Source organism: Methylobacterium platani (assembly GCF_001653715.1).
Lineage (GTDB): Bacteria > Pseudomonadota > Alphaproteobacteria > Rhizobiales > Beijerinckiaceae > Methylobacterium > Methylobacterium platani.
The window spans coordinates 71,932-93,493 of record NZ_LWHQ01000002.1 but is presented as its reverse complement, the minus strand read 5'-3'; the positions used below and the strand labels follow the sequence as shown (position 1 = coordinate 93,493).

Sequence of the window (21,562 nt, the reverse complement as noted above, 5' to 3'; positions counted from 1 at the left end):
TCGTACCACGAACCTCCGCCGGGGGGAGCCGGCAACTTCGGAAAGGCCCGCGATGTTCGTCGAGGTCCGGTCCCCGCACGGGGCCGCGGTCACGCTCCCGGGCGAGCTCGCCTTCCTGCTCGGCCAGGGCGTCGATCTCGGGCTCGTGCGCGACGCCGCCGCCCTGGCGCGGCGGGAGGGCACGGAGCCGGCGGCCGCCCTTTTGCGGGCCGGCCTGATGAGCGAGGCCGCCTATTACGCCGCCCTCGCCCGGGCGCTCGGCCGGCCGTTCCGCGGCGCCGGCCTCGCCCTGCATCCCGCGGTCCGCTTCCCGGACGACATCCGCCACGGGGCCGCCGTCGGTGCCGGCGGCGAGGTCGTCCTGGCGCCGCCGCCCGGGGCGGTGGCCGCGCTCCTCGCGACCGGGGCGCCGCCGGGGGCCGTGTTCACCACGCCGGCCCTGCTCGCCGCCGCGGTGCTGGCGACCGCCGGCCCACGCGCCGCGGCACGGGCCGCCGAGACGCTGGAGGTGCGGGCCCCCGACTGGGCCTACCGGCCGGGCCTGCATCCGGCGCAGATCCTCGCCCTCCTGCTCGCGGGCGCGGCCTGCCTGCTGCTCCTCGACGCCGCCGCCTGGCTGCAGCTCCTCGCCCTGGCGCTCCTCAACCTCACGGTGCTGGCGGTGGTCGTGTTCCGCCTCGCCGCCCCGCTGCTGCGGCCCGCGCCCCTGCCGGACCTCGCGCCCGTGCCGGAGGCCGAGCTGCCGGTCTACACCGTGCTGGTGGCGCTCTACCGCGAGACGAAGGTGGTGCCGCGCCTGGTGAGCGCGCTGGCGCGCCTCGACTACCCGGCCTCGAAGCTCGACCTGAAATTCGTGATCGAGGCCGACGACGCCGCCACGGCGGCGGCGCTCGCCGCCCTGCCGCTGCCGGCACGCTTCGAGGTGGTGACGGCGCCCGCCGGCCTGCCGCGCACCAAGCCGCGGGCCCTCAACGTCGCCCTGCCCCTCGCCCGCGGCGAGCACCTCGTGGTCTACGACGCCGAGGACGTGCCGGATCCCCGCCAGCTCAAGGCGGCGGCCGCGCTGTTTCGCGCCGGCTCCGACCGGCTCGCCTGCCTGCAGGGGCGGCTGGTGATCGACAATACCGACGATTCCTGGCTCACCCGTTGCTTCACCCTCGAATACGCCGCCCTGTTCGACGTGCTGCTGCCGCTCCTCACCGCCGCGCACCTGCCGGTGCCGCTCGGCGGCACGACCACGCATTTCCGCACGCAGGTCCTCCGCGAGCTGCACGGCTGGGACGCCTGGAACGTCACCGAGGATGCCGATCTGGGCCTGCGCCTGTCGCTGGCCGGCTACCGGGTCGGCGACCTGCCGCTCGCGACCCTGGAGGAGGCCCCGGCCGCCCTCCGGCCCTGGCTGCGCCAGCGCATCCGCTGGATGAAGGGCTTCGTCCAGACCACGATCACCCACAGCCGGCACCCCGTCCGGGCGTTCCGCCGCCTCGGCCCCCTCGGCCTGCTCTGCGCCGTGGCGATGGTCCCGGGCACGGTGGTCTGCGCCCTCGCCTACCCGGTCGGGATCGCGCTGGCGGCCCGGCACCTCCTCACCGACCCGCTGCCGGCGGCGCCCGACGCCCTCGCCAACCTGGTGACGGCGTCGGGCGTCGCGGTCGCCGCGGCGGGCCTCGGCGCGATGTGGCTGCCGGCGCTCGTCGGCTGCCGGCGGCGGGGCTGGCCCGGCCTCGCCCCCTGGGTGCTGCTGCTGCCGCTCTATTTCGGCCTCGTCAGCCTCGCGGCCTGGCTCGGCCTCGCCGAGCTGCTGCGGGCGCCCTACCGCTGGAACAAGACCGAGCACGGGCTGGCCGCCACCTCCCGCACCGGAGCGATGCGGCGGGGCCGGGCCGTCAGAGCTGGCGCGCCACCTCGGCGGCGGCGTCGGCCGCCGGACGCATCAGGTTGAGCGAGCCGACGAAGTTGCCGCGCCCGTCCATGATGTAGACGAGCGCGGTGTGCTCCATCGTGTAGTCGCCGTCCTTCAGCGGCACCTTGCGGCTGTAGGCGCGGTACGCCTTGACGGTGGCGGCCACCGCCTCGGGCGAGCCGGTCAGGCCGACGATGCGGGGATCGAAGCTCGACAGGTATTCCTTGAGCGCCTTCGGGTCGTCGCGCTCGGGATCGACGGTGACGAACAGCGCCTTCACGTCGCGCCCCTGCGATCCGAGCGCCGCCAGCACGTCGGAGATCTGCTGCAGGGTGGTCGGGCAGATGTCCGGGCAGTGGGTGAAGCCGAAGAACACCAGGTGCGGCTTGCCGGCGAAGTCCCGGTCGGTGACGGTGCGGCCGTCCTGGTTCACCAGGGTGAACGGCCCGCCGACCGCGCTCGCGCCGGTGGCGACCGGACGGCCGAGCATCAGGCTGGCGGTGAGGCCGAGCACCGCGAGGCCGAGGGCGAAGACGAGGAGCGGGATCGCGGCGCGGCGCATCCGGGGCGTGAGGGGCATCGACGGTCTCTTCCTGGCTTGCCGGGATCGTTGCCGCGACGGGTGGAGCACCACCCGACGGCGACGGCAAGGGGGCACGGGGTCGCCCCGATCGCCAAGCGGGCAACGGGGCATCGGGGGCGGGGCACTCTGCCCGCATCAGGCGCAGCGCTGCCCTGCAGGCGGGCAGCCTTATATTGCGTTGCGGCGCGCGCTCTCCTATCGCTCGCGCCGACCGGCCCGCACCTCCCGCGGTATCGGGCTCCCGTTTCCCAAGAAGACCGCCATGGCCGACAAGCTCTCACTGCCCAAGGACAAGATTCGCGTCCTGCTGCTCGAAGGCATCAACGACAGCGCGGTGTCGCTGCTCGAGGCGTCCGGCTACGTCACGGTCACACGGCTCGCCAAGGCCCTCGACCCGGCCGACCTGCGCCAGGCCCTCAAGGGCGTCCACATCGTCGGCATCCGCTCGCGCACGCAGCTCGACGAGGCCGCCTTCGAGGCCGCCGACCGGCTGATGGCCGTCGGTTGCTTCTCGGTCGGCACCAACCAGGTCGACCTCGAGGCGGCGCGCCGGCGCGGCATCCCGGTCTTCAACGCGCCGTTCTCCAACACCCGCTCGGTGGCCGAACTGGTCATCGGCGAGATCGTGATGCTGCTGCGCCGCATCGTGCCGCGCTCGGTCTCGGCCCATGTCGGCGGCTGGGACAAGTCGGCGAACGGCTCGTTCGAGGTCCGCGGCAAGACGCTCGGCATCATCGGCTACGGCAATATCGGCTCGCAGCTCTCGAACCTCGCCGAGGCGATGGGCATGCGGGTGATCTTCCACGACCTCACCGACCGCCTGCGCCACGGCAACACCGAGCCGGTCGACAGCCTGACCGCCCTGCTGTCCCAGAGCGACGTGGTCTCGCTGCACGTGCCCGAGACCGCCTCGACGAACAACATGATCGGCGAGGCCGAGATCCGGGCGATGAAGCCGGGCTCGTACCTCATCAACAATTCCCGCGGCACGGTGGTCGACCTCGACGCCCTCGCCTCCGCCCTCAGGGACGGCCACCTGCGGGGTGCGGCCGTCGACGTGTTCCCGGTCGAGCCGAAATCGAATGCCGAGCGGTTCAACTCGCCGCTCCAGGGGCTCGAGAACGTCATCCTCACCCCGCATATCGGCGGCTCGACCGAGGAGGCGCAGGAGCGCATCGGCGCCGAGGTGGCCCGCAAGCTCGTCGACTACTCGGATATCGGCTCGACGGTCGGCGCGGTGAACTTCCCGCAGGTGCAGCTGCCGGCCCGGCCGACCGGCCTGCGCTTCATCCACGTCCAGCGCAACCTGCCGGGCATGCTCGGGCGCCTCAACGAGACCTTCGCCCGCAAGCAGATCAACATCGCGGCGCAGTTCTACCAGACCGACGGCGAGGTCGGTTACGTGGTGGTCGAGACCGACGCGACCGACGTCGATCCGGAGGCCCTGCTCGAAGAGCTGCGCGCCATCGACGGCACGATCCGGGCGCGCCTGCTCTACGAGCGCCGGTGAGGCGGGACGGGCCGTTCCTCGCCCGAGCGGGGAACGACCTCAGACGTCGTACAGGTCCAGGGCTTCCGGTGACCGTACCGGAAGCCCTCGCGCGATCTCCGGCGCGGCATCCAATCCGCCGTTGTGGATCATGCGACGGACCAGCTCCGAGGATACGTCGTAGCGCTCCGCCGCTTCGTCGATGAAGTCCTCGTCGGCGGGCTGCCCGCCCAGCATCTCGCGAAGCCCTTCGACGGGACAGAGGAATTCCGCCGCGAAGGCCCGCTGCATCTTCTGCCGTGCAGTCTTCGCACGGGTCGCGGCAATCAGCCTGTCCCCCGACCAATCCGCCAGATGGCCGCCGACCAGGCGCACGAATTCGAAGCGCCGGGAGCGAGCGGATCTGGCGGACAGAACGATGCTGAGCTCGTCCGCGTCGGGATGTCCCCGAAAGATCGCACCACACGGCGACGCGGTCGGATGGTGCGTGATCCGGTCCGCAAAAACGTCGAAAATTTCCGAAAGTCTCTCGGTGCCGATAGGCCCGTGATCGAGACCGTACTGCCGACGCGCGAGCTTGGCGAGCGTGTAGCCGGCCCGCCATGGATGCTCGTCGCGGCCGAGAAGACCGTCCTTCACGCGGATGAGGACTGCATCCGGAACGGTCGCGGCGGCGGCGTACGGACGAGCCTCGCTCATCAGCGTGCGGATGGTCTCGACCGTCCGGCCTTTCGCTGCGGCGGCGATATCCTCGATGGCATCGTCGCCCCATTCCTGCTCGAACGCGAGCAGGTCGCTCATCTCCGCAGGGGAACTCTCGTCGGGATCGTAGCCCATCATGGCTTCGAGGCGACGCCATCGCGTCAGCTCCGGATCGCGGCGCTCCTCCGTCACCTCTTTCCAGAGAGTGACGAGATCCGACGATCCGTGCCCGGTCGCCAGGAGCCGCGCGACCACGGTCTCGACGAAACGATCGACCGCAGCGACGAAGGCTTCCGCCTTCACGACGACGTCTGCGCCCGTGAGGTAGACGATCGATTCGTACGCCGCACCCGACGTCGGTCGCGCCGAGACCTGTACGACGTCTCCGTCAGAATTGAACGCGATGTCGGGCCAGACGAACCCACTCCCCGCCGCGGCGAGACGGTGCGACATGCGCCAGCCCGGCGTGTCGACGACGGGTTCCCAGCGCAGGCGCCACCAGTTCGCGACGAGCCACAGGGCCAGCGGGTAGGCCGAGAGGCGCGCCGTCTCGCGGATCGTCTGCGCGAAAGTGTCGTCGACCCGCGTGAGGCAGCGTCCATCGGCCAAGCGGATACCGATCTCCGCCGCGGTCGCACGTTCAGGCGTGTCATCGGAGGCCCGCGGGAGCCATTCGAGCTGAAAGCGCAATGCTTCTCGTGGGCGGTCCGGTCCGGTCACAGGTCGAGAGTCCGCTTCGAGCGGTCGCGGGGCGCTCTCTCGATCCATAGCCGGTGCACTTCCTGCTCAAGCGGATCGTGCTTCGGCATGGGATAGCCGTGATAGATGCCCATCTCCGGATTCTCGATCTGAGCTTCCATCGCCACCCCACCCTCGGTAACGGCCCAAATCATTTTCGGGAAGCGGCCGCCGGCACCTGCCTGCACGCTGATCAATCCGCGACGTGCACCTTCGCGCAGGAGTTCGATAGCCTGAGCGCGAGCATGGATGTTCGCATCGTCGCAAAGCGTCTTTCCCAGGCGGGGCTGGGCTGGTGGATTCAGATCGAAGTCTCCCGCGTGCCGTTTGTGTTCGGGGTTTCCGCCGTAGCCGATCTCGTTGGCAAGCCGGATACGATCAGCCTCGGGCGGTGGCTCCGAGACGATCTTGCGGTTCGGCGAGAATTTCGTCGTCCGCTGCCTCATCGCCGAGCCGTCCTTCGCTCCAGGGGGCGCCCGATTCTCTACTGCGCCGCTGCCGAGGCCAGCGCCTCGGCGACGACCGCCTCGCGCTCGCCGCGCCCCAGCGCATTGCCCACCATCACGATCGCCGGCCCCTCCAGCCCCGCCGCCTCGACCCGGTCGGCAAGGTCGCGGGCTTGCGCCTGCACCACCGCCTGATCGGGCCGCGTGGCGTTGAACACCACGAGGGCGGGCGTCGCCGGCGGCAGGCCCTCCGCCACCGCCTGCGCCAGCAGGGCGCGAAGGGTGCGCTTGGGCATGTAGATCACCGTCGTGACGGTGGGGTCGGCGAGGGCCGCCCAGTTGAGGTCGTCCGGCAGGGCGCCGCGGCGGTCGTGGCCGGTGACGTATTGCAGGCGCCGCGCCGCGTCGCGGTGGGTGAGCGACAGGCCGAGCGAGGCCGCCGCCCCTTGCGCGGCCGTGACGCCCGGCACCACCGTCACCGGGATGCCGGCCGCGCGACAGGCATCGATCTCCTCGCCGGCCCGGCCGAACACCAGGGGGTCGCCGGATTTCAGCCGCACCACCCGCTTGCCGCTGCCGGCCAGCGACACCATCAGGGCGTTGATGTCGTCCTGGCGGCAGGACGGGCCGTGGCCGGTCTTGCCGACCAGCATCGTGCGGGCCTCGCGCCGGGCGTAGTCGAGGATCTCCGGCGCGACGAGGTCGTCGTACAGGATCACGTCGGCGCTGCGGAGCGCCCGCAGGGCCTTGAGGGTCAGGAGTTCGGCGTCGCCCGGGCCGGCGCCGACCAGGACCACGCTGCCGCCGGTCGGCGCGGCGTCGCTCTCGGCGACCAGCGCGTCGAGGTCGGCGCGGACCGGCGCCCGGTCCGGGTCGGCGAAGGCGCGGTCGGTGAAGCGCTCCCAGAAGGCCCGACGCTCGCCGAAGACGGGGTAGCGGGCGCTCACCTCGGCGCGCCAGTCGCGGGCGGCGGCCACCCAGGTCTTGAAGCCCGAAGGCAGCATCGCCTCGATGCGGGCCCGCACGGTCTGGCCGAAGACCGGGACCGCGCCCTCCGTCGAGATGCCGACGACGAGGGGCGAGCGGTTGACGATGGCGCCGAACGAGACGTCGCAGAGATGCGGCCGGTCGATGGCGTTGACGATGGCGCCGGCGGCGCGCGCCGCCGCGACGAAGCACGCGCACTCGCCCTCGTCCTCGAAGGCCGCGATGGCGAAGGCGGCGCCCGCGAGGTCGGAAGGCGACCAGTCGCGCTCGTGCAGCACCACCGTGCCGGCGACGGCCTCGGCGGGGGCGCCGCGCATCTCCTCGGTCGGCTCCGGGGCGAACACGTCGACATGGGCGCCGGCGGCGGCGAGCAGCTTCACCTTCCAGGCCGCGCCCCCGTTGGCGCCGGCCAGCACCGCACGCTTGCCCGTGAGCGTCACGAAGACCGGCAGCACGGCCAGGGGCTCGAGGCCCGGGGAACGGGTCTCGCGGGGAGCACGGGGCGTACGCATGGGAGAGTGGGCTTCTGACACGAGTCTCGGGAAATCCTGCGTCATCAGATGCGCCTATGCGGAAGCCGGTGCAAGTTCCCCTGCCCTGAGTTCCGCCGCGAGCAGCTTGCGGATCTCAGGGATGCACGAGCCGCAATTGGTGCCGGCCTTGCACGCCGCCCCCACCGCCTCGACGCCGTGCGCCCCGCCCTTGATCGCGCCCCGGATCGTGTCGAGCCCGACCGTGTGGCAGGCGCAGACCAGGGGCCCGGTGCCGGCGCTCTCGGCCCGGCCCGAGATCAGGGCCCGGCGGGCCGAAGGCTCCAGCAGCTCCTGGGTGCGGAAGAACGCCTTGGCGGCGTCCCAGGTCGGGCGCTCGGCGGCGGGCGCCAGCGCCAGCACGCCGAGCAACCGCCCCTCCCGGAAGGCGGCGGCGCGGTAGCGGCCGCGGGCCGGGTCGGCATACTCGCTGAAGGTGGCGCCCGAGAAGGTCTCGCGCATCAGCGCGGCGGCCTCGGGCACGCCGTCCTGCGTCGCGACGATCAGGCCGGTCGCCCCCTCCAGGCTCGCCCGCGCCCACCACCAGCCGAAGGGGGCGGCCACGCTCTCGCGGGTGATGAGGTAGCCGCGGGAGCGGTAGGGCTCGGGGGCGATCGAGGCCGGGGTCGCCTTGAGCTCCGGCTGGCCCGAGACCGGATCGACGGCGCCTTGCGCCAGCGCGCCGACGCGGCCGTCCGAGGTGTTGGCCTCGCTCCAGTGCATGGGGGCGAACAGGACGCCGGGTTGCGCGCCGGGCGTGACCATGACTTCGAGCACCGCCGCGCCGTGGGCGGTGCGGACGCGGGCGAGGTCGCCGTCGGTCAGGCCCGCCGTCACGGCGTCGTCGGGATGGATCTCGACGAAGGGCACGGCCCGGTGGGCCGAGAGGCGCGGGCTCTTCCCCGTGCGGGTCAGCGTGTGCCAGTGGTCGCGCACCCGGCCGGTGTTGAGGCGCCAGGGCAGCGCGTCGCTGGTGGCTTGCGCCAGGACCGGCTTCTGCACCGCGACGAAGCGGGCCTTGCGGTCGCGGGTGTAGAAGCCGCCCTGGGCGAAGAAGCGCGGCTGCGGCGCCTTGGCCTTGCGGGTCAGCGGCCACTGCACCGGCGCGGCCGCGTCGTAGGCCGCATCCGTGATGTCGGCGAGCCCGCCGAGGTCGAAGTCGCGAGTGCCGCGATTCTCGAATTCCGACAGGGCGGCGTGCTCGCGGAACACCGCCGCCGCGTTGCCCCAGGCGAAGGCCTTGGCGTGGCCCAGCCGCTTGCCCACCTGGGCCATGATCCACCAATCGGCCCGCGCCTCGCCGGGCGCCGTCAGGAAGGCGCGCTGGCGCGAGATGCGGCGCTCGGAATTGGTCACCGTGCCGTCCTTCTCGCCCCAGGCGAGGGCCGGCAGCAGGATCGCGTTGCGGGCGCGCGCCGTATCGGTGTTCGCCACGACCTCGGAGACGACGTAGGTGTCGAGTTTCGAGAGCGCCGCCCGCACCCGGTCGGCCCGGGGCATCGAGACGGCGGGGTTGGTGCCCATGACCCAGAGCGCCTTGATCTTGCCGCGCTCGATCGCCTCGAACAGTTGCACCGCCTTCAGGCCCTCGCCGGTGATGATGTTCGGCGCGTTCCAGAACCGGCGCACCAGGTCCACCTCCTCGGGGGTGAAGTGCATGTGGGCGGCCAGCATGTTGGCGAGCCCGCCGACCTCGCGCCCGCCCATGGCGTTGGGCTGGCCGGTGAGCGAGAACGGCCCCATGCCCGGCTGGCCGATGCGGCCGGTGGCGAGGTGGCAGTTGATGATCGCGTTGGCCTTGTCGGTGCCTTGCGCCGACTGGTTCACCCCCTGCGAGGTCGCAGTCACCACCCGCGGCGTGGTGCGGAACAGCGTGAAGAACGTCTCGACCTCGGCCTCGGTCAGGCCGGTGGCCGCCGCGGTGACCTGAATCGTCGGGGCGATCTGGCGCGCGCGCTCGAGGGCCGGCTCGAAGCCGGCGGTGTGCTCGGCGATGTAGCGCGGATCGAGGGCGTTCATGTCCGCGAGGTGGACGAGGAGGCCGGAGAACAAGGCGGTGTCGGTGCCCGGCCTGATCCCGAGGAAGAGATCGGCCTCCTCGCCGGTCTGGGTGCAGCGGGGATCGATGACGACGATGCGGGTGCCGCGCTTCGCCCGCGCGTCGAGCATGCGCCGGAACAGGATCGGGTGGCACCAGGCGGTGTTGGAGCCGACCAGCACCAGCAGGTCGGCCTCGTCCAGGTCCTCGTAGCAGCCCGGCACGGTGTCGGAGCCAAAGGCCCGGCGATGGGCCGCCACCGAGGACGACATGCAGAGCCGCGAGTTGGTGTCGACGTGCGGCGTGCCGATGAAGCCCTTCGCGAGCTTGTTGGCGACGTAGTAATCCTCGGTGAGCAACTGGCCCGAGAGGTAGAACGCCACCGATTCCGGCCCGTGCGCGGCGATCGTGCGCCTGAAGCCTTCCGCCACCGCGTCGAGCGCCTCGTCCCACGTCGCCCGCCGCCCGGCGATCTCGGGGTGCAGCAGCCGCTCGTCGAGGGAGAGGGTTTCGCCGAGCGCCGAGCCCTTCGAGCACAGCCGCCCGAAATTCGCCGGATGCTGGGAATCGCCGGCGACGCTCGCGCCTCCCTGGCCGTCCGGCCGGGCGAGCACCCCGCAGCCGACGCCGCAATACGGGCAGGTGGTCCGGACGGGGGCGGCCTCGGGAGTGAGGGCCGGCACGTGCAGGTTCATCGCGGGAGCCTTTCGCCGGGCGTGGGGTGGGGCCGGTGGGTTGTGGGCAAGCAAGGGGTGGGCCGCCGTGGTCGTCGGCCAGCTCGACGGAACAGCCGCCCTCTGCGTCATCTCAGGGCTCGTCGACGACGAGAACCCGGGATCCATACCCGCTGACGGTGCCGGATACGGCGAGGAGTCTTCCGGTTCGTCCTGAAACCTCGGCGGTTATGGATCCCGGGTTCCGCTGCGCGGCCCCGGGATGACATCGAGGGTGTCAACGACGTCGAGCGGATCGAAAGGCCTCGGACGACGTCAATACACGTCGGCCTGGTACCGGTTCGCCTTCTTCAGCGCCGCGAGATACGCCACCGCCTCGTCCGGGCTCTTGCCGCCGTGGGTCGCCGCCACGTCGATGATCGCGCGCTCGACGTCCTTGGCCATGCGCTTGGCATCGCCGCAGACGTAGAAGTGGGCGCCCTCCTCGAGCCAGCGCCACAGCTCGCGGCCGTTCTCGCGCATCCGGTCCTGGACGTAGGTCTTCTCGCCCCCGTCCCGCGACCAGGCGAGCGACAGGCGGGTCAGCACGCCCTGGTCCTTCAGGCCGTTCAGCTCGTCGCGGTAGAAGAAGTCCGAGGCCTGGCGCTGATGGCCGAAGAACAGCCAGTTCCTGCCCGGCGCCGCAGTCGCGGCGCGCTCGCGCAGGAAGGCGCGGAACGGCGCGACGCCGGTGCCCGGGCCGACCATGATGACCGGAGTCTCGGGCGTGGACGGCAGGCCGAAGCCGTGGGCCTTCTGGAGGTAGACCTTCACCGTGGCGGTCTCGGACAGGCGCTCGCCGAGATGGGTCGAGGCGACGCCCAGCCGCAGGCGCGAGCGGTGGCTGTAGCGGACCGCGTCGACCGTGAGCGACACCCGGCCCGGATCGGCCTTGGGCGAGGACGAGATCGAGTAGAGCCGCGGCTGCAGCTCGTCCAGGGCTTCGAGGAAGACCTCGGCGTCGGGTCGGGCGCCCGGGAACTTGTGGAGCGCGCCGAGCACGTCGAGATAGGCCGAATCGCCGTCCGGATCCTCGCCGGCGCTGAGCGCCTGCGCCTTCTTGCGCTGCGCACCGGAGGTGAGGAGCGAGAGGAGCTGGAACAGCCCGTCCGGGGCGGCGCCGAGCGAGTAGTTGGCGAGCAGGTGATCGCGCAGGGTCTTCTCGCCGAGCTTCGTCGCGATGATCCGCTCCGGCCGGGCGCCGAGCTCGGCGATGACCGCGTCGGCGAGCGCCGGGGCGTTGGCGGGGAAGAGGCCGAGCGAATCGCCGACCACGTAGTCGATGCCGGTGCCGGCGAGGTCGATCTCGACGTGCCAGGTCTCCTTCTCGCCGCCCGGCGCGTTGAGGCGGCGGCGGGACAGGAACACCGCCTCGGCCGGGTTCTCGCGGCAGAGACCGTAGGGGCCGACCGGGGCGTCGGCCTTCGGGGCGTCGTCGGAGGCAGCCGTTGCGGCGCCGGCCGGGGCGGCGGTGCCGAACTCCGCCTCCAGCTTCTTCAACATCCGGAGCGTGTCCTTGCCGCCCGGCTGGCACAGATTCAGGCGCTCCTCCTTCTTGAGGAAGAGGGCGTTGGCGTACTCGGCACAGTTGTAGCCGCACTGGCCGCAATCCTGCTGCGCCATGGCGGCCATCAGCTTCTGCGGCTCGGAGCGGTCCTTGGCCAGCGTCATGCGGTCGCCGAGGGGCATCGACGGGTCGTGCCAGGGCGCGTCGCCGTTATCGGCGAGCGCCGGCCCGCCGGGCGCCGCGCCGGCCGGAAGCGCCGTCGCGCCCTCGACCTGCGGCCCGAGCAGGGCCGCGAAGTAGCCCGACAGCCAGGCGCGCTGGTCGGTGGTGAAGGGGGCGGATTCGGGGATCAGGACGAGCGGGGGAGCGACGTGCTGGGTCATCGGGGAGGTTACCGAAGAAGAGTGGCAGTCAGCGTCAGCGGTGAGGCGCCGGGTTTCTCCTCTCCCCGCGGGCGGGGAGAGGGCTCCGGCGACCTTGTCGTCGACGGAGCGAGCTGCGAACCGCAGGTTCGCCGCGAGGGTGAGGGGGTGGTGCCGGAGGAGCCTCATCCGGAGACACCCCCTCACCCTCGCCCTTCGGGCTCGCTGCGCTCCCTGAACAGGAGCGCAGCCCTCTCCCCGCCCGCGGGGAGAGGAGAAGGGCGCCCTACTCGGCCGCCTCCAGCAGGCGCTCGCCGGCGAGTCCCTTCAGAGCCTCCGGCCCGCGCCGGGCGGTGTAGGCCTGGAAGCTCTCCTCCGGGCCGGTGCGGTGCCGGAGATAGTCGTTCAGCAGGGTCTCGACGCGGCCGGGGCACTCCTCGGCCTTCACGGCCTTCCAGATCTCGGTGCCGATCTTCGCCGCCTCGCCGAAGCCGCCGCCGACGACGATGTCGTAACCCTCGACGGTGTCGCCCTCCTCGCTCACCGTCACCTTGGCGCCGATGAGGCCGATATCGCCGATGTAGTGCTGGGCGCAGGAATGGTGGCAGCCGGTGAGGTGGACGTTGACCGGCACGTCGAGCCCCGGCACCGCCGCCTCGACGTGGTCGGCGATGAGGAGCGCGTGGCCCTTGGTGTCGGCGGCGGCGAACTTGCAGCCGCGGTTGCCCGTGCAGGCGACGAGGCCGGCGCGGATGCTCGACGCCTTGGTGGAGAGGCCGAGGGCCGCCACGCGGGACTCGACCTCGGCCACCTTGTCGTCGGGCACGCCCGAAAAGAGGAAGTTCTGCCAGACGGTCAGGCGGATCTGGCCGTCGCCGCACTCGCGGGCGATCTCGGCGAGCGCCCGCATCTGGTCGGTGGTCATCTTGCCGACCGGCAGCACCACGCCGATCCAGTTGAGGCCCGGCTGGACCTGGGCATGGACGCCGACATGGGCGTAGCGGTCGAAGCCGCCGCGGGGCTTCACGTGGGCCGGGTCGACCCGCTCGAGCTTGCGGCCGAGCTTCTCCTCGACGGCGGCGAGGTACTTGTCGTAGCCCCAGGCGTCGAGGACGTACTTCATCCGCGCCTTGTTGCGGTTGGTGCGATCGCCGTTCTCGATGAAGACCCGCAGGATCGCGTCGGCGACGGCGTTGCACTCCCGCGGCGCTAAGACCACGCCGGTGTCGCGGGCGATGTCGCGGTGGCCGGTGATGCCGCCGAGCACGAGCCGCATCCAGATCCCGGGCTCGATGCTCGCGCCCTCCACGACCTCGACCGCCTGGAAGCCGATGTCGTTGGTCTCCTCCAGCACCGGCAGCACGCCGCCGCCGTCGAAGGCGACGTTGAACTTGCGCGGCAGGCCGAAGAGCGAGCGGTCGTTGAGGATGTGGTTGTGCCAGGACTTGGCCAGCGGGCGGGTGTCGAGGAGTTCCTGGGCGTCGATGCCGGCGGTCGGCGAGCCGGTGACGTTGCGGATGTTGTCGGCGCCGGCACCCCGGGCCGTCAGGCCGAGATCGACGAGCCCGTCGAGGAAGGGCTGGCCGTGCTCCGGCGAGATCTCCCGCACCTGGAGGTTCGCCCGCGTCGTGACGTGGCTGTAGCCGCCGCCATGGGCGTCGGCGAGGTCGGCGATGCCGGCGAACTGCCAGTGGTGCAGGATGCCGTTCGGGATCCGCAGGCGGCACATGTAGGAGTTCTGCGCCGGCGCAACCCAGAACAGGCCGTGATAGCGCCAGCGGAAATTGTCCTCCGGCTTCGGCGCCTTGCCGGTCTCGGCCTCGGCGATCAGCCGGTTGTGGCCGTCGAAGGGGTTCTCGGCCCGCTTCCACTTCTCCTGGTCGGCGAGCTTGCCGCCGCCCTTCACGGTGCGGTCCTGCGCCTTGATGTGGATCGCGTCCGGCCCGGTCGGCTCGGCGGGGGCCGCGGCGGCTCCGCCGCCGGCGAGGCCGCCGGTCATGCGGATGGCGGCGATGCCGTGGGAGAAGCCTTCGAGGTAGCGCTTCTGCTCGGCGTCGAAGTCGTCGGCCATTGCGGGCTCCTTCACGCTGCGAGGGGTTGGGGGGCAGGAACGTCAGGGAAGACTTGGCGCCCGAACATCAGGTCGTCCCGGTCGTCGGAGGTGATCGGGTCGCCGGTGCGGATCAGGGCCTTGCACCAGCCCTGCTCGGCGACGTCGCCGACGAAGACCGCGCCGATCAGCCGGTCGCCGTCGATCACGAGCTTGCGGTAGAGCCCGGCGGCCGGGTCGCTCCAGGTCACCGCCTCGGCCCCGTCGGGCACGTCGACGGCGCCGGCGGAGAAGACCGGCAGGCCGGAGACCTTGAGGCTGGTCGCGAGCGAGGTGCCGGCGTAAGCCGCTTCGTACCCGCCGAGGTGGCGAGCCAGCACCTCGGCTTGCTCGTAGGCCGGCTCGACGAGGCCGTAGGTCTGGCCCCTATGCTCGGCGCATTCGCCGAGCGCGTAGATCCCCGGCACCGAGGTCGCCATCGCGTCGTCGACCCGGATGCCTCGGCCGATGGCGAGGCCGGCGCTCGCGGCGAGCGCCGTCGAGGGGCGCACGCCGACCGACATCACCACGAGGTCGGCCGGCAGCACCGTACCGTCGGCGAGGCGAAGGCGCTCGACCTTGCCGTCGCCCTCGACCGCGGCGGTGTCGGCGTTCAGCATCACCCGCACGCCGCGGGCCTCCATCGCCTCGCGCACCAGGGCGGCGGCGGCGTGGTCGAGCTGGCGCTCCATCAAGCGGTCCATGACGTGCAGCAGCGTGGTGTCGACGCCGAGGCGGGCGAGGCCCACCGCCGCCTCGAGCCCGAGGAGCCCGCCGCCGATCACGATGGCCCGCGCGCCCGACACCGCCGCCCGGCGGATCGCCGCGACGTCGGCGAGATCCCGGAAGGTGATGACGCCGGGCAGGTCCATCCCGGGCTTCGGCAGCCGGATCGGCACCGAGCCCACCGCCAGCACCAGCTTGTCGAAAGGAAGCACCAGCCCCTCGCCGACCTGAACGATCCTCTCGGCCGTATCGATGGCGGTGGCCGGCGCGCCGGTGACGAGCGTGATGCCGTGCTCGGCGTACCAGTCGAGCCCGCGGAAGGTGCAGGCCGCCTCGTCGACCTCGCCGCCGAGCAGCGAGGACAGCAGCACCCGGTTATAGGCCGCCACCGGCTCGGCGCCGACGCAGGTGACATCGAAGCGGCCGGGGGCGGCCTCGGTCAGCCGCTCCAGGAAGCGGAGCGAGGCCATGCCGTTGCCGATGACGACGAGGCGCTCAGACATGGGCGTCAGGCCGCGATCGCGGGCTTGGCGTGGCGGGCGTAGAGGAATTCCAGCACCTCGGCCCGGGCATGGGTGTAGGTCGGGTCCTCGACGAGCTCCAGGCGCTTGCGCGGCCGGGCGAGCGGCACCGTCAGGACTTCCCCGATCGTCGCCGAGGGACCGTTCGTCATCATGACGATCCGGTCGGAGAGCAGCACCGCCTCGTCGACGTCGTGGGTGATCATGATGACGGTGTTCTTCAGCCGCAGGTGGATCTCCATCAGCTGATCTTGCAGGTGCGCCCGGGTCAGGGCGTCCAGCGCACCGAAGGGCTCGTCCATCAGCAGGACCTTCGGCTCCATGGCGAGCGCCCGGGCGATGCCGACGCGCTGCTTCATGCCGCCGGAGATCTCGTGCGGGCGCTTCTCGGCGGCGTGGGTCATGTTGACGAGCGCGAGGTTGTGCTCGATCCAGTCGCGCCGCTCGGCCCGGCTCTTCTTGGCTTTCAGCACCTTGTCGACGGCGAGCGCCACGTTCTCGCGGACCGTGAGCCAGGGCAGGAGCGAGTGGTTCTGGAACACCACCGCCCGCTCGGGGCCGGGGCTGTTCACTTCCTTGCCGTCGAGGAGGACGCCGCCGGTCGAGGCCTTGAGCAGACCCGCCACGATGTTGAGCACCGTCGACTTGCCGCAACCCGAATGGCCGATCAGCGAGACGAACTCGCCCTTCTCGATCTTCAGGTCGACGTCGCGCAAGACCTCCGTGGTGCGCCCGGCCCGGGTGAAGCTGATGCCGATCTGCTCGAGGCTGAGATGGGTCATGGGTGGCCTCCTCAGGCCGTGGCGGTGCCGCGGGTGACGAGGTGGCCGAGGCCGGCGACGAGGCGGTCGAGCACGAAGCCGATCACCCCGACATAGACCAGGGCCACGATGATCTCGCTGATGTGCGAGGAGTTCCAGGCATCCCAGATGAAGAAGCCGATGCCGACGCCGCCGATCAGCATCTCGGCCGCCACGATGGCGAGCCAGGACAGGCCGACGCCGATGCGAAGACCGGTGAAGATGTAGGGTGCGGCCGAGGGCAGCATCACCTTGGCGAAGAACTCGAAGGCGTTGAGGCGCAGCACCGCCGCGACGTTGCGGTAATCCTGCGGGATGTTGCGGATGCCGACCGCGGTGTTGATGATGATCGGCCAGATCGAGGTGATGAAGATCACGAAGATCGCCGAGGGCTGGCCGTCCCGGAAGGCGGCGAGCGAGAGCGGCAACCAGGCGAGCGGCGGGATGGTGCGCAGAACCTGGAAGATCGGGTCGAGCCCGCGCATCGCCCATTCGGACTGGCCGACGAGGGTCCCGAGCAGCACGCCGGCGACGACCGCCAGGGCGAAGCCCAGCGCCACGCGCTGGAGGCTGGCGGTGATGTGCCAGAACAGCCCCTTGTCGGTGCCGCCGTTGTCGTAGAACGGGTGGGCGATGATCTCCCAGGCCTCCGTGACGACCCGCGAGGGCGGCGGCAGGCCGGCGCCGGGGCGCTGGCACAGCACTTCCCAGACGAGCAGGAAGACCGCCAGCACGACGAGCGGCGGCACGATCCGCAGCGCCAGGCCTTTGAGGGCGGCGCGGGTGACGAGGGGGCGCCGGGCCCCCTCCCGCTTGGCGGCGACGACGCGCCCGAGGGTGGTTCCGAGAGCCATCACGCCACCTTCTTGATGCCGAGGCTGTTGAGGTAGGCGGCGGGGTCCGCCGGATCGAAGACCTTGCCGTCGAAGAAGGTCTCCTTGCCGCGCGAGGTCGAGGCCGGGGCGGTCACGCCCATGGACTTGGCCACCTCGCGCCAGATGTCCTCGCGGTTCACCTTCTCGATCAGCGCCTTGGTGTCGGTCTGGGGGTCGAACTTGCCCCAGCGGATGTCCTCGGTGAGGAACCACAGGTCGTGCGACTTGTACGGGTACGAGGCGTTGTCGGCCCAGTACTTCATGATGTGCGGGCTGTTCGACACCTTGCGGCCGTCGCCGTAATCGAACTCACCTTTCATCCGCTTGACGACGTCGGTCGCCGGGACGTTGATCCACTGGCGCTTGGCGACGATGCCGGCCAGTTCGTCACGGTTCTCCGGCTTGTCGCACCATTGCTGCGCCTCCATGATCGCCGCGAGGAGGGCCTTGGCGGCATTCGGGTACTTGTCGACCCAGGACGCGCGCATGCCGAGCGCCTTCTCCGGGTGGTCCTTCCACAACTCGCCGGTGGTCAGCGCGGTGTAGCCGATGCCCTGCGTGATCAGCTGCTCGTTCCACGGCTCGCAGACGCAGAAGCAGTCCATCGTGCCGACCTTCATGTTCGCCACCATCTGGGGCGGCGGCACGACGATGGTCTCGATGTCCTTGTCGGGATCGATGCCGCCGGCCGCGAGCCAGTAGCGGATCCAGAGATCGTGGGTGCCGCCCGGAAAGGTCATCGCGGCCTTCACCGACTTGCCCGACGCCTTCTTGCGCTCGAGCGCCGCCTTGAAGGGCTTGGCGTCGAGGGCGACCTTGTCGCCCATATGCTCCTTGGCGACCGAGATGCACTGGCCGGCGAGGTTGAGCCGGGCCAGGATGTACATCGGCACCGGCACGTTGTTCTGCGTCACCCGGCCGGCGCTGATCAGGTAGGGCATCGGGGTCAGGATGTGGGCCCCGTCGATGCCGTTGCCCTCGGAGCCGAGCACCAGGTTGTCGCGGGTGGTGCCCCAGGAGGCCTGCTTCAAGACCTCGACGTCGGGCATCCCGTGCTTGGCAAAGATCCCCTTCTCCTTGGCGACGAAGAGGGGAGCGGCGTCGGTGAGCGCGATGAAGCCGAGCTTGGCGCCCTTCACCTCCGGCCCGGCTCCCTGCGCGAAGGCACCGCCCGGCAGGGCCGCGCGGCCGGCCGCCGCCAGCGACAGGGCGCCGGCCGCCCCCTTGAGGAGGCCGCGACGCGTGGTGTGCTCAACGCTGCTCATCGATACTTCACCCTCAAGCCGCTCGCGCCGCCGTGGCGCTCGATCCGGTTCGGAACGCAAAAAACCGCTGCCCAAGGTCTTCCGCCGGCCGCGCGAATGCGGGCCCACAGGGGAACTCGGGTCAGCGGCTCTGCTGACGGTCGGTGTCCGTCGGCGCTGACGGACGAGAGGGGATGAGCAGGTTCCGTGCCAACCGGCTCGGGGGATGATCAAGTGCTTGGAATTAAAACGGTTCGCAGCTTGGCCGGACTGGCGGGCGCGTCGGCGTGGCCGGCTGGTGCGATGCACAAATGATAGGCTGGGCGGGTGGGGAAATGGGCAGGGGCACGATGCCCCGGGGGTTGGGCAGATCGAAAGGAAGGCAAGGGAGGCGGAGGTGATGGGCGTTTGTCGAGGAATCGAGGAAGGCGCGCCTGCCCCTGTGGCAGGGCAGTCCGGGGAAAGAAGTGACGCGGGCTTCCCCCTCCCCCCCTCTGCGGCAGGGCTGTCCGGGTAAAGGAATGGCGCGCCTCCCCTCTCCCGTGTGGGAGAGGGGTCGGGGGTGAGGGTGACACACGTCCGTGTGAAGCACCGAGCGTGGTGCTGGCAGCTCAACGTTGAGAGCTAGACCCAGGACCGTAGCACCCTCACCCCTACCCCTCTCCCACACGGGAGAGGGGATCCCGCGCTTGTTTCTAGAGGGGATTTTCCCCGGACAGTCATGCTCTTGTAGAGACGGAAAAGCGCTCCTCCGTGGAACCGCCCAGACTTCAATCCACCCGCCATCACGCCGCCGCCAGCAGATCCGCCCGGTACAACCCCGCCGCCTCCGCCGACACCGCCTCGCCCTGCCCCGCCGCCGCCATTTCCTCGATCATCCACCCGAGGGCCGCCGGGTCGGGGGTGAGGTGCCGTTCGCCGAGCACGAGATAGTCCGGCGCCTCGACCACCGGCCCGCCCGGCGCGAGGCGCAAGGTCCCCGCGAGGCCCCGCAGGATCAGCGCCGGATCGAGGCCGAGATGGCGCGGGGCGCCCAGCAGGGCGGCCAGTTCCCGGTGATTGACGGGGTCGCCGCACCAGCGGGCGCTGCGCTTCACGGCGCGCAAGAGCGGGGCGGCGCGGTCCTCCATCTCGGCGGGGAGCGCCAGGACCTTCTCCGGGCAATCCGGGGCGATGGCGCTGCCGAGAGCCGCGATGCGGCCGACCCCGGCCTCGACGGCGACGCTGCTCCAGGGCGCGCCGACGCAGAACCCGTCGATCGCGCCGCTCTCCAGAGCCGCGACGGTGCGCGGCGGCGGCACCACGACGAGGCGGACCGCCTCGAGCGAGCTGCCGCCGAGCGCCAGCAGGCGGCGCCACTGGTAGGTGTGGCTGGAATAGGGGTGGACGGTGGCGAGCGTCAGCGGGCGCCCCTCCGCCGCCCTCGTCTGCGCCACCCGGGCGAGCGCGCGGGCGACGTCCGCCGCGGCGTCGGATGCGGCATCGAGTGCCCGCCAGAGCGGCAGCGACAGGGTCACGGCGTTGCCGTTGCGGGCGAGCGCCGCCGGCGCGATCAGGCGCGCCTGGGGACCGCTGAGGCCCAGGTGACAGGCGAGCGCCAGCGGCGCCAGCATGTGGGCGCCGTCGAGGAGGCCGAGCGCGAGGCGGTCGCGCAAGGTGGCCCAGGACGGCTCGGCCACGAGGTCGACGTCGAGCCCCTCCCCCGCCGTGAAGCCGAGTTCCACCGCGGCGATCAGCACCGCCGCGTCGGTGAGCGGGACGTAGCCGAGCTGCAGCCTCATCCGAGCAGGTCCGCGGCGGTGACGATGGCGCGGGCGATGTCGACGATCTTGCGCTTCTCGTTCATGGCCTTGCGCCGGAGCTGCTTGTAGGCCTCGTCCTCGGTCAGCCCCTTGGCGCTCATCAGGATGCCCTTGGCGCGCTCGATCAGCTTGCGGTCGGCGAGCTCGCTCTTCGCCTCGGACAATTCGCGCTGCAGCCGCGCGAAGGCGTTGAAGCGCAGGATCGCGATCTCGATGATCGGCTTGATCCGCTCGGCGCGCAGGCCGTCGACGATGTAGGCCGAGATGCCGGCATCGACCGCCGCCTGCATCATCGGCGTGTCGGTGCGGTCGACGAACATCGCCACCGGCCGCTCGACGAGGCGCGACACCCCGAACATCTGCTCCAGGAGGTCGCGGCTCGGGCTCTCGAGATGGATCACCACCACGTCGGGCGAGAGGGCGGAGAGCCGGTCGAGGAGGTCGGCGGTGTCGGGGATCACCACCACCCGGGCGCCCTCGACGGCGCGCAGGCCCTCCTCCAGGATCGCGGCCCGGGCGCGGCTCGGGTCGACGACGGCGATGGTGAGGCTGTCACCCGGCGACGGGGCGGGAGGGGCCGGCAAGGGGGAAGCCGAGGAGGGCGTTGCGCGGTCGGGCATGCGGCGTCGGATCACGCAAATGTTGGGCCTGGAGCGGCGGCACCGCCCCTTACCCCAGGGAGAGCGCAGGCGGGAGGGCCCGATTTGGGGGGAGCGCGGGCCCGCCCGGCCCCGAAGCAGGCCGGCCGACACGAAAGCGCAAAGAAACGGCCCCGCTTCGGCCCGAAACCCACGCTTCAATCCAACCATCGGTCGGCGAGGAGGTTCGAATGCGGCAGAACGGGCGGATGCGCGGGTCGGCGGGTACCGGCGCCATCGGAAGCCTGCCCGGCGCCTCGCGGGGCTACCTGCCGCTGCTGCCCACCGCCTGCGTGGCGATCTGCCTGGCGGCGGGCTCGCTGTACTGGCGCGGAGCGCCGCCGCGGGCGCCCGAGGGCCACGTCGCCGCGATGCAGCCGCTGCCGCCGGGGACGGACCTGTTCCGGATCGTCCCGGACGGCGAGGGCCGGGTGCGGGCCCCCTACCCGCTCGAGTTCGAGCAGCAATTCCCGATGATCGCCAGCCTGCCCGCCGAGGCGGCGGCGCCGGTGCTGCCTGTCGTCGAGGGCCGGGATTCCACGGTCAGGGAGAGCGACGGCAAGGCGCCCCGCCGGGCCGGGACGCATCGCCCCCGGGCGGTGCCGTCGCTGGCCGGCGTGCGGCCGCCGGCCCGGCCCGACGACCTCAAGGTCGCGAAGGTCTCGCCGGAGAGGACGGGTCCGGAGCCGGCGTCCCGCACCGCCAGCGCCGGCGGCACCGCCGAGCGCCCGGCGTCGTGGCTGCCCTTCGCACCGACCGGCCGGCTGGTGACCCAGAGCATGGTGGCTCTCGGCGAGGGCGTGACCAATGCGGGCGCCGCGATGATCGAGCTGATCGACAGCCGTCGCTGACGCCGGGCCGGCGCGGGC

16 protein-coding genes are annotated in these 21,562 nt (G+C 71.6%); 3 read left to right on the top strand and 13 right to left on the bottom strand.

The genetic code is table 11. The features are described from left to right. Positions 1-52: 52 nt before the first annotated feature. Complete coding sequence (locus A5481_RS00810) at positions 53-1,942, top strand: glycosyltransferase family 2 protein (RefSeq protein WP_156311889.1); 1,890 nt, start codon at positions 53-55, stop codon at positions 1,940-1,942. Here A5481_RS00810 and A5481_RS00805 read toward each other — a convergent pair. Beyond that, on the bottom strand, positions 1,887-2,483 hold the full coding sequence (locus A5481_RS00805) for an SCO family protein (RefSeq protein WP_156311890.1): 597 nt from the start codon (positions 2,481-2,483) through the stop codon (positions 1,887-1,889). The two genes, A5481_RS00810 and A5481_RS00805, sit on opposite strands and share 56 nt — an antisense overlap. Before the next feature lie 265 nt (positions 2,484-2,748). On the opposite strand from A5481_RS00805, the gene serA reads away from it, so the two are divergent. Further along, complete coding sequence (serA, locus tag A5481_RS00800; RefSeq protein WP_048434594.1) at positions 2,749-3,996, top strand: phosphoglycerate dehydrogenase; 1,248 nt, start codon at positions 2,749-2,751, stop codon at positions 3,994-3,996. 39 nt (positions 3,997-4,035) lie between these two features. Here the strand turns inward: serA and A5481_RS00795 are convergent, their stop codons facing one another. The 12 genes from A5481_RS00795 to A5481_RS00740 all read right to left on the bottom strand — a co-directional run bounded on the left by A5481_RS00795 (position 4,036) and on the right by A5481_RS00740 (position 20,675). Further along, the gene (locus A5481_RS00795; protein ID WP_048434595.1) at positions 4,036-5,367 is read right to left on the bottom strand and encodes an ImmA/IrrE family metallo-endopeptidase; all 1,332 of its coding nucleotides are present in this window, start codon (positions 5,365-5,367) and stop codon (positions 4,036-4,038) included. A 26-nt stretch (positions 5,368-5,393) separates the two neighbouring features. Then, positions 5,394-5,861, bottom strand: a complete 468-nt coding sequence (locus A5481_RS00790) for a hypothetical protein (protein WP_048434596.1) — start codon at positions 5,859-5,861, stop codon at positions 5,394-5,396. 38 nt (positions 5,862-5,899) lie between these two features. Next, the gene (gene cysG / locus A5481_RS00785) at positions 5,900-7,360 is read right to left on the bottom strand and encodes a siroheme synthase CysG (protein WP_048434597.1); all 1,461 of its coding nucleotides are present in this window, start codon (positions 7,358-7,360) and stop codon (positions 5,900-5,902) included. 54 nt (positions 7,361-7,414) lie between these two features. Beyond that, the gene (locus tag A5481_RS00780) at positions 7,415-10,111 is read right to left on the bottom strand and encodes a nitrate reductase (protein ID WP_048434598.1); all 2,697 of its coding nucleotides are present in this window, start codon (positions 10,109-10,111) and stop codon (positions 7,415-7,417) included. Positions 10,112-10,405: 294 nt separating this feature from the next. Then, on the bottom strand, positions 10,406-12,019 hold the full coding sequence (locus A5481_RS00775; RefSeq protein WP_048434599.1) for a sulfite reductase subunit alpha: 1,614 nt from the start codon (positions 12,017-12,019) through the stop codon (positions 10,406-10,408). 265 nt (positions 12,020-12,284) lie between these two features. Continuing rightward, the gene (locus A5481_RS00770; RefSeq protein ID WP_048434600.1) at positions 12,285-14,069 is read right to left on the bottom strand and encodes a NirA family protein; all 1,785 of its coding nucleotides are present in this window, start codon (positions 14,067-14,069) and stop codon (positions 12,285-12,287) included. Between the two features lie 11 nt (positions 14,070-14,080). Then, entirely contained in the window at positions 14,081-15,316 is a 1,236-nt protein-coding gene (locus tag A5481_RS00765) for an NAD(P)/FAD-dependent oxidoreductase (RefSeq protein WP_048434621.1), read from the bottom strand. Between the two features lie 5 nt (positions 15,317-15,321). Further along, positions 15,322-16,116, bottom strand: a complete 795-nt coding sequence (locus A5481_RS00760; protein ID WP_048434601.1) for an ABC transporter ATP-binding protein — start codon at positions 16,114-16,116, stop codon at positions 15,322-15,324. 11 nt (positions 16,117-16,127) lie between these two features. Continuing rightward, positions 16,128-16,988 carry a nitrate ABC transporter permease gene (gene ntrB / locus A5481_RS00755; protein ID WP_048434602.1) on the bottom strand — a complete coding sequence of 287 codons (861 nt, stop codon included), beginning with the start codon at positions 16,986-16,988 and terminating at the stop codon, positions 16,128-16,130. Beyond that, positions 16,988-18,274, bottom strand: a complete 1,287-nt coding sequence (locus A5481_RS00750) for a CmpA/NrtA family ABC transporter substrate-binding protein (protein ID WP_048434603.1) — start codon at positions 18,272-18,274, stop codon at positions 16,988-16,990. Before A5481_RS00750 ends, ntrB begins: the two co-directional genes overlap by 1 nt. Before the next feature lie 764 nt (positions 18,275-19,038). Continuing rightward, positions 19,039-20,034, bottom strand: coding sequence for a CmpA/NrtA family ABC transporter substrate-binding protein (locus A5481_RS00745; RefSeq protein WP_064503711.1), 996 nt, complete (start codon positions 20,032-20,034; stop codon positions 19,039-19,041). After that, complete coding sequence (locus A5481_RS00740) at positions 20,031-20,675, bottom strand: ANTAR domain-containing response regulator (RefSeq protein ID WP_082173042.1); 645 nt, start codon at positions 20,673-20,675, stop codon at positions 20,031-20,033. Before A5481_RS00740 ends, A5481_RS00745 begins: the two co-directional genes overlap by 4 nt. Positions 20,676-20,884: 209 nt before the next feature. Here A5481_RS00740 and A5481_RS00735 point away from each other — a divergent pair, with 209 nt between their 5' ends. After that, positions 20,885-21,544, top strand: coding sequence for a hypothetical protein (locus tag A5481_RS00735; protein ID WP_048433265.1), 660 nt, complete (start codon positions 20,885-20,887; stop codon positions 21,542-21,544). Positions 21,545-21,562 lie beyond the last annotated feature (18 nt).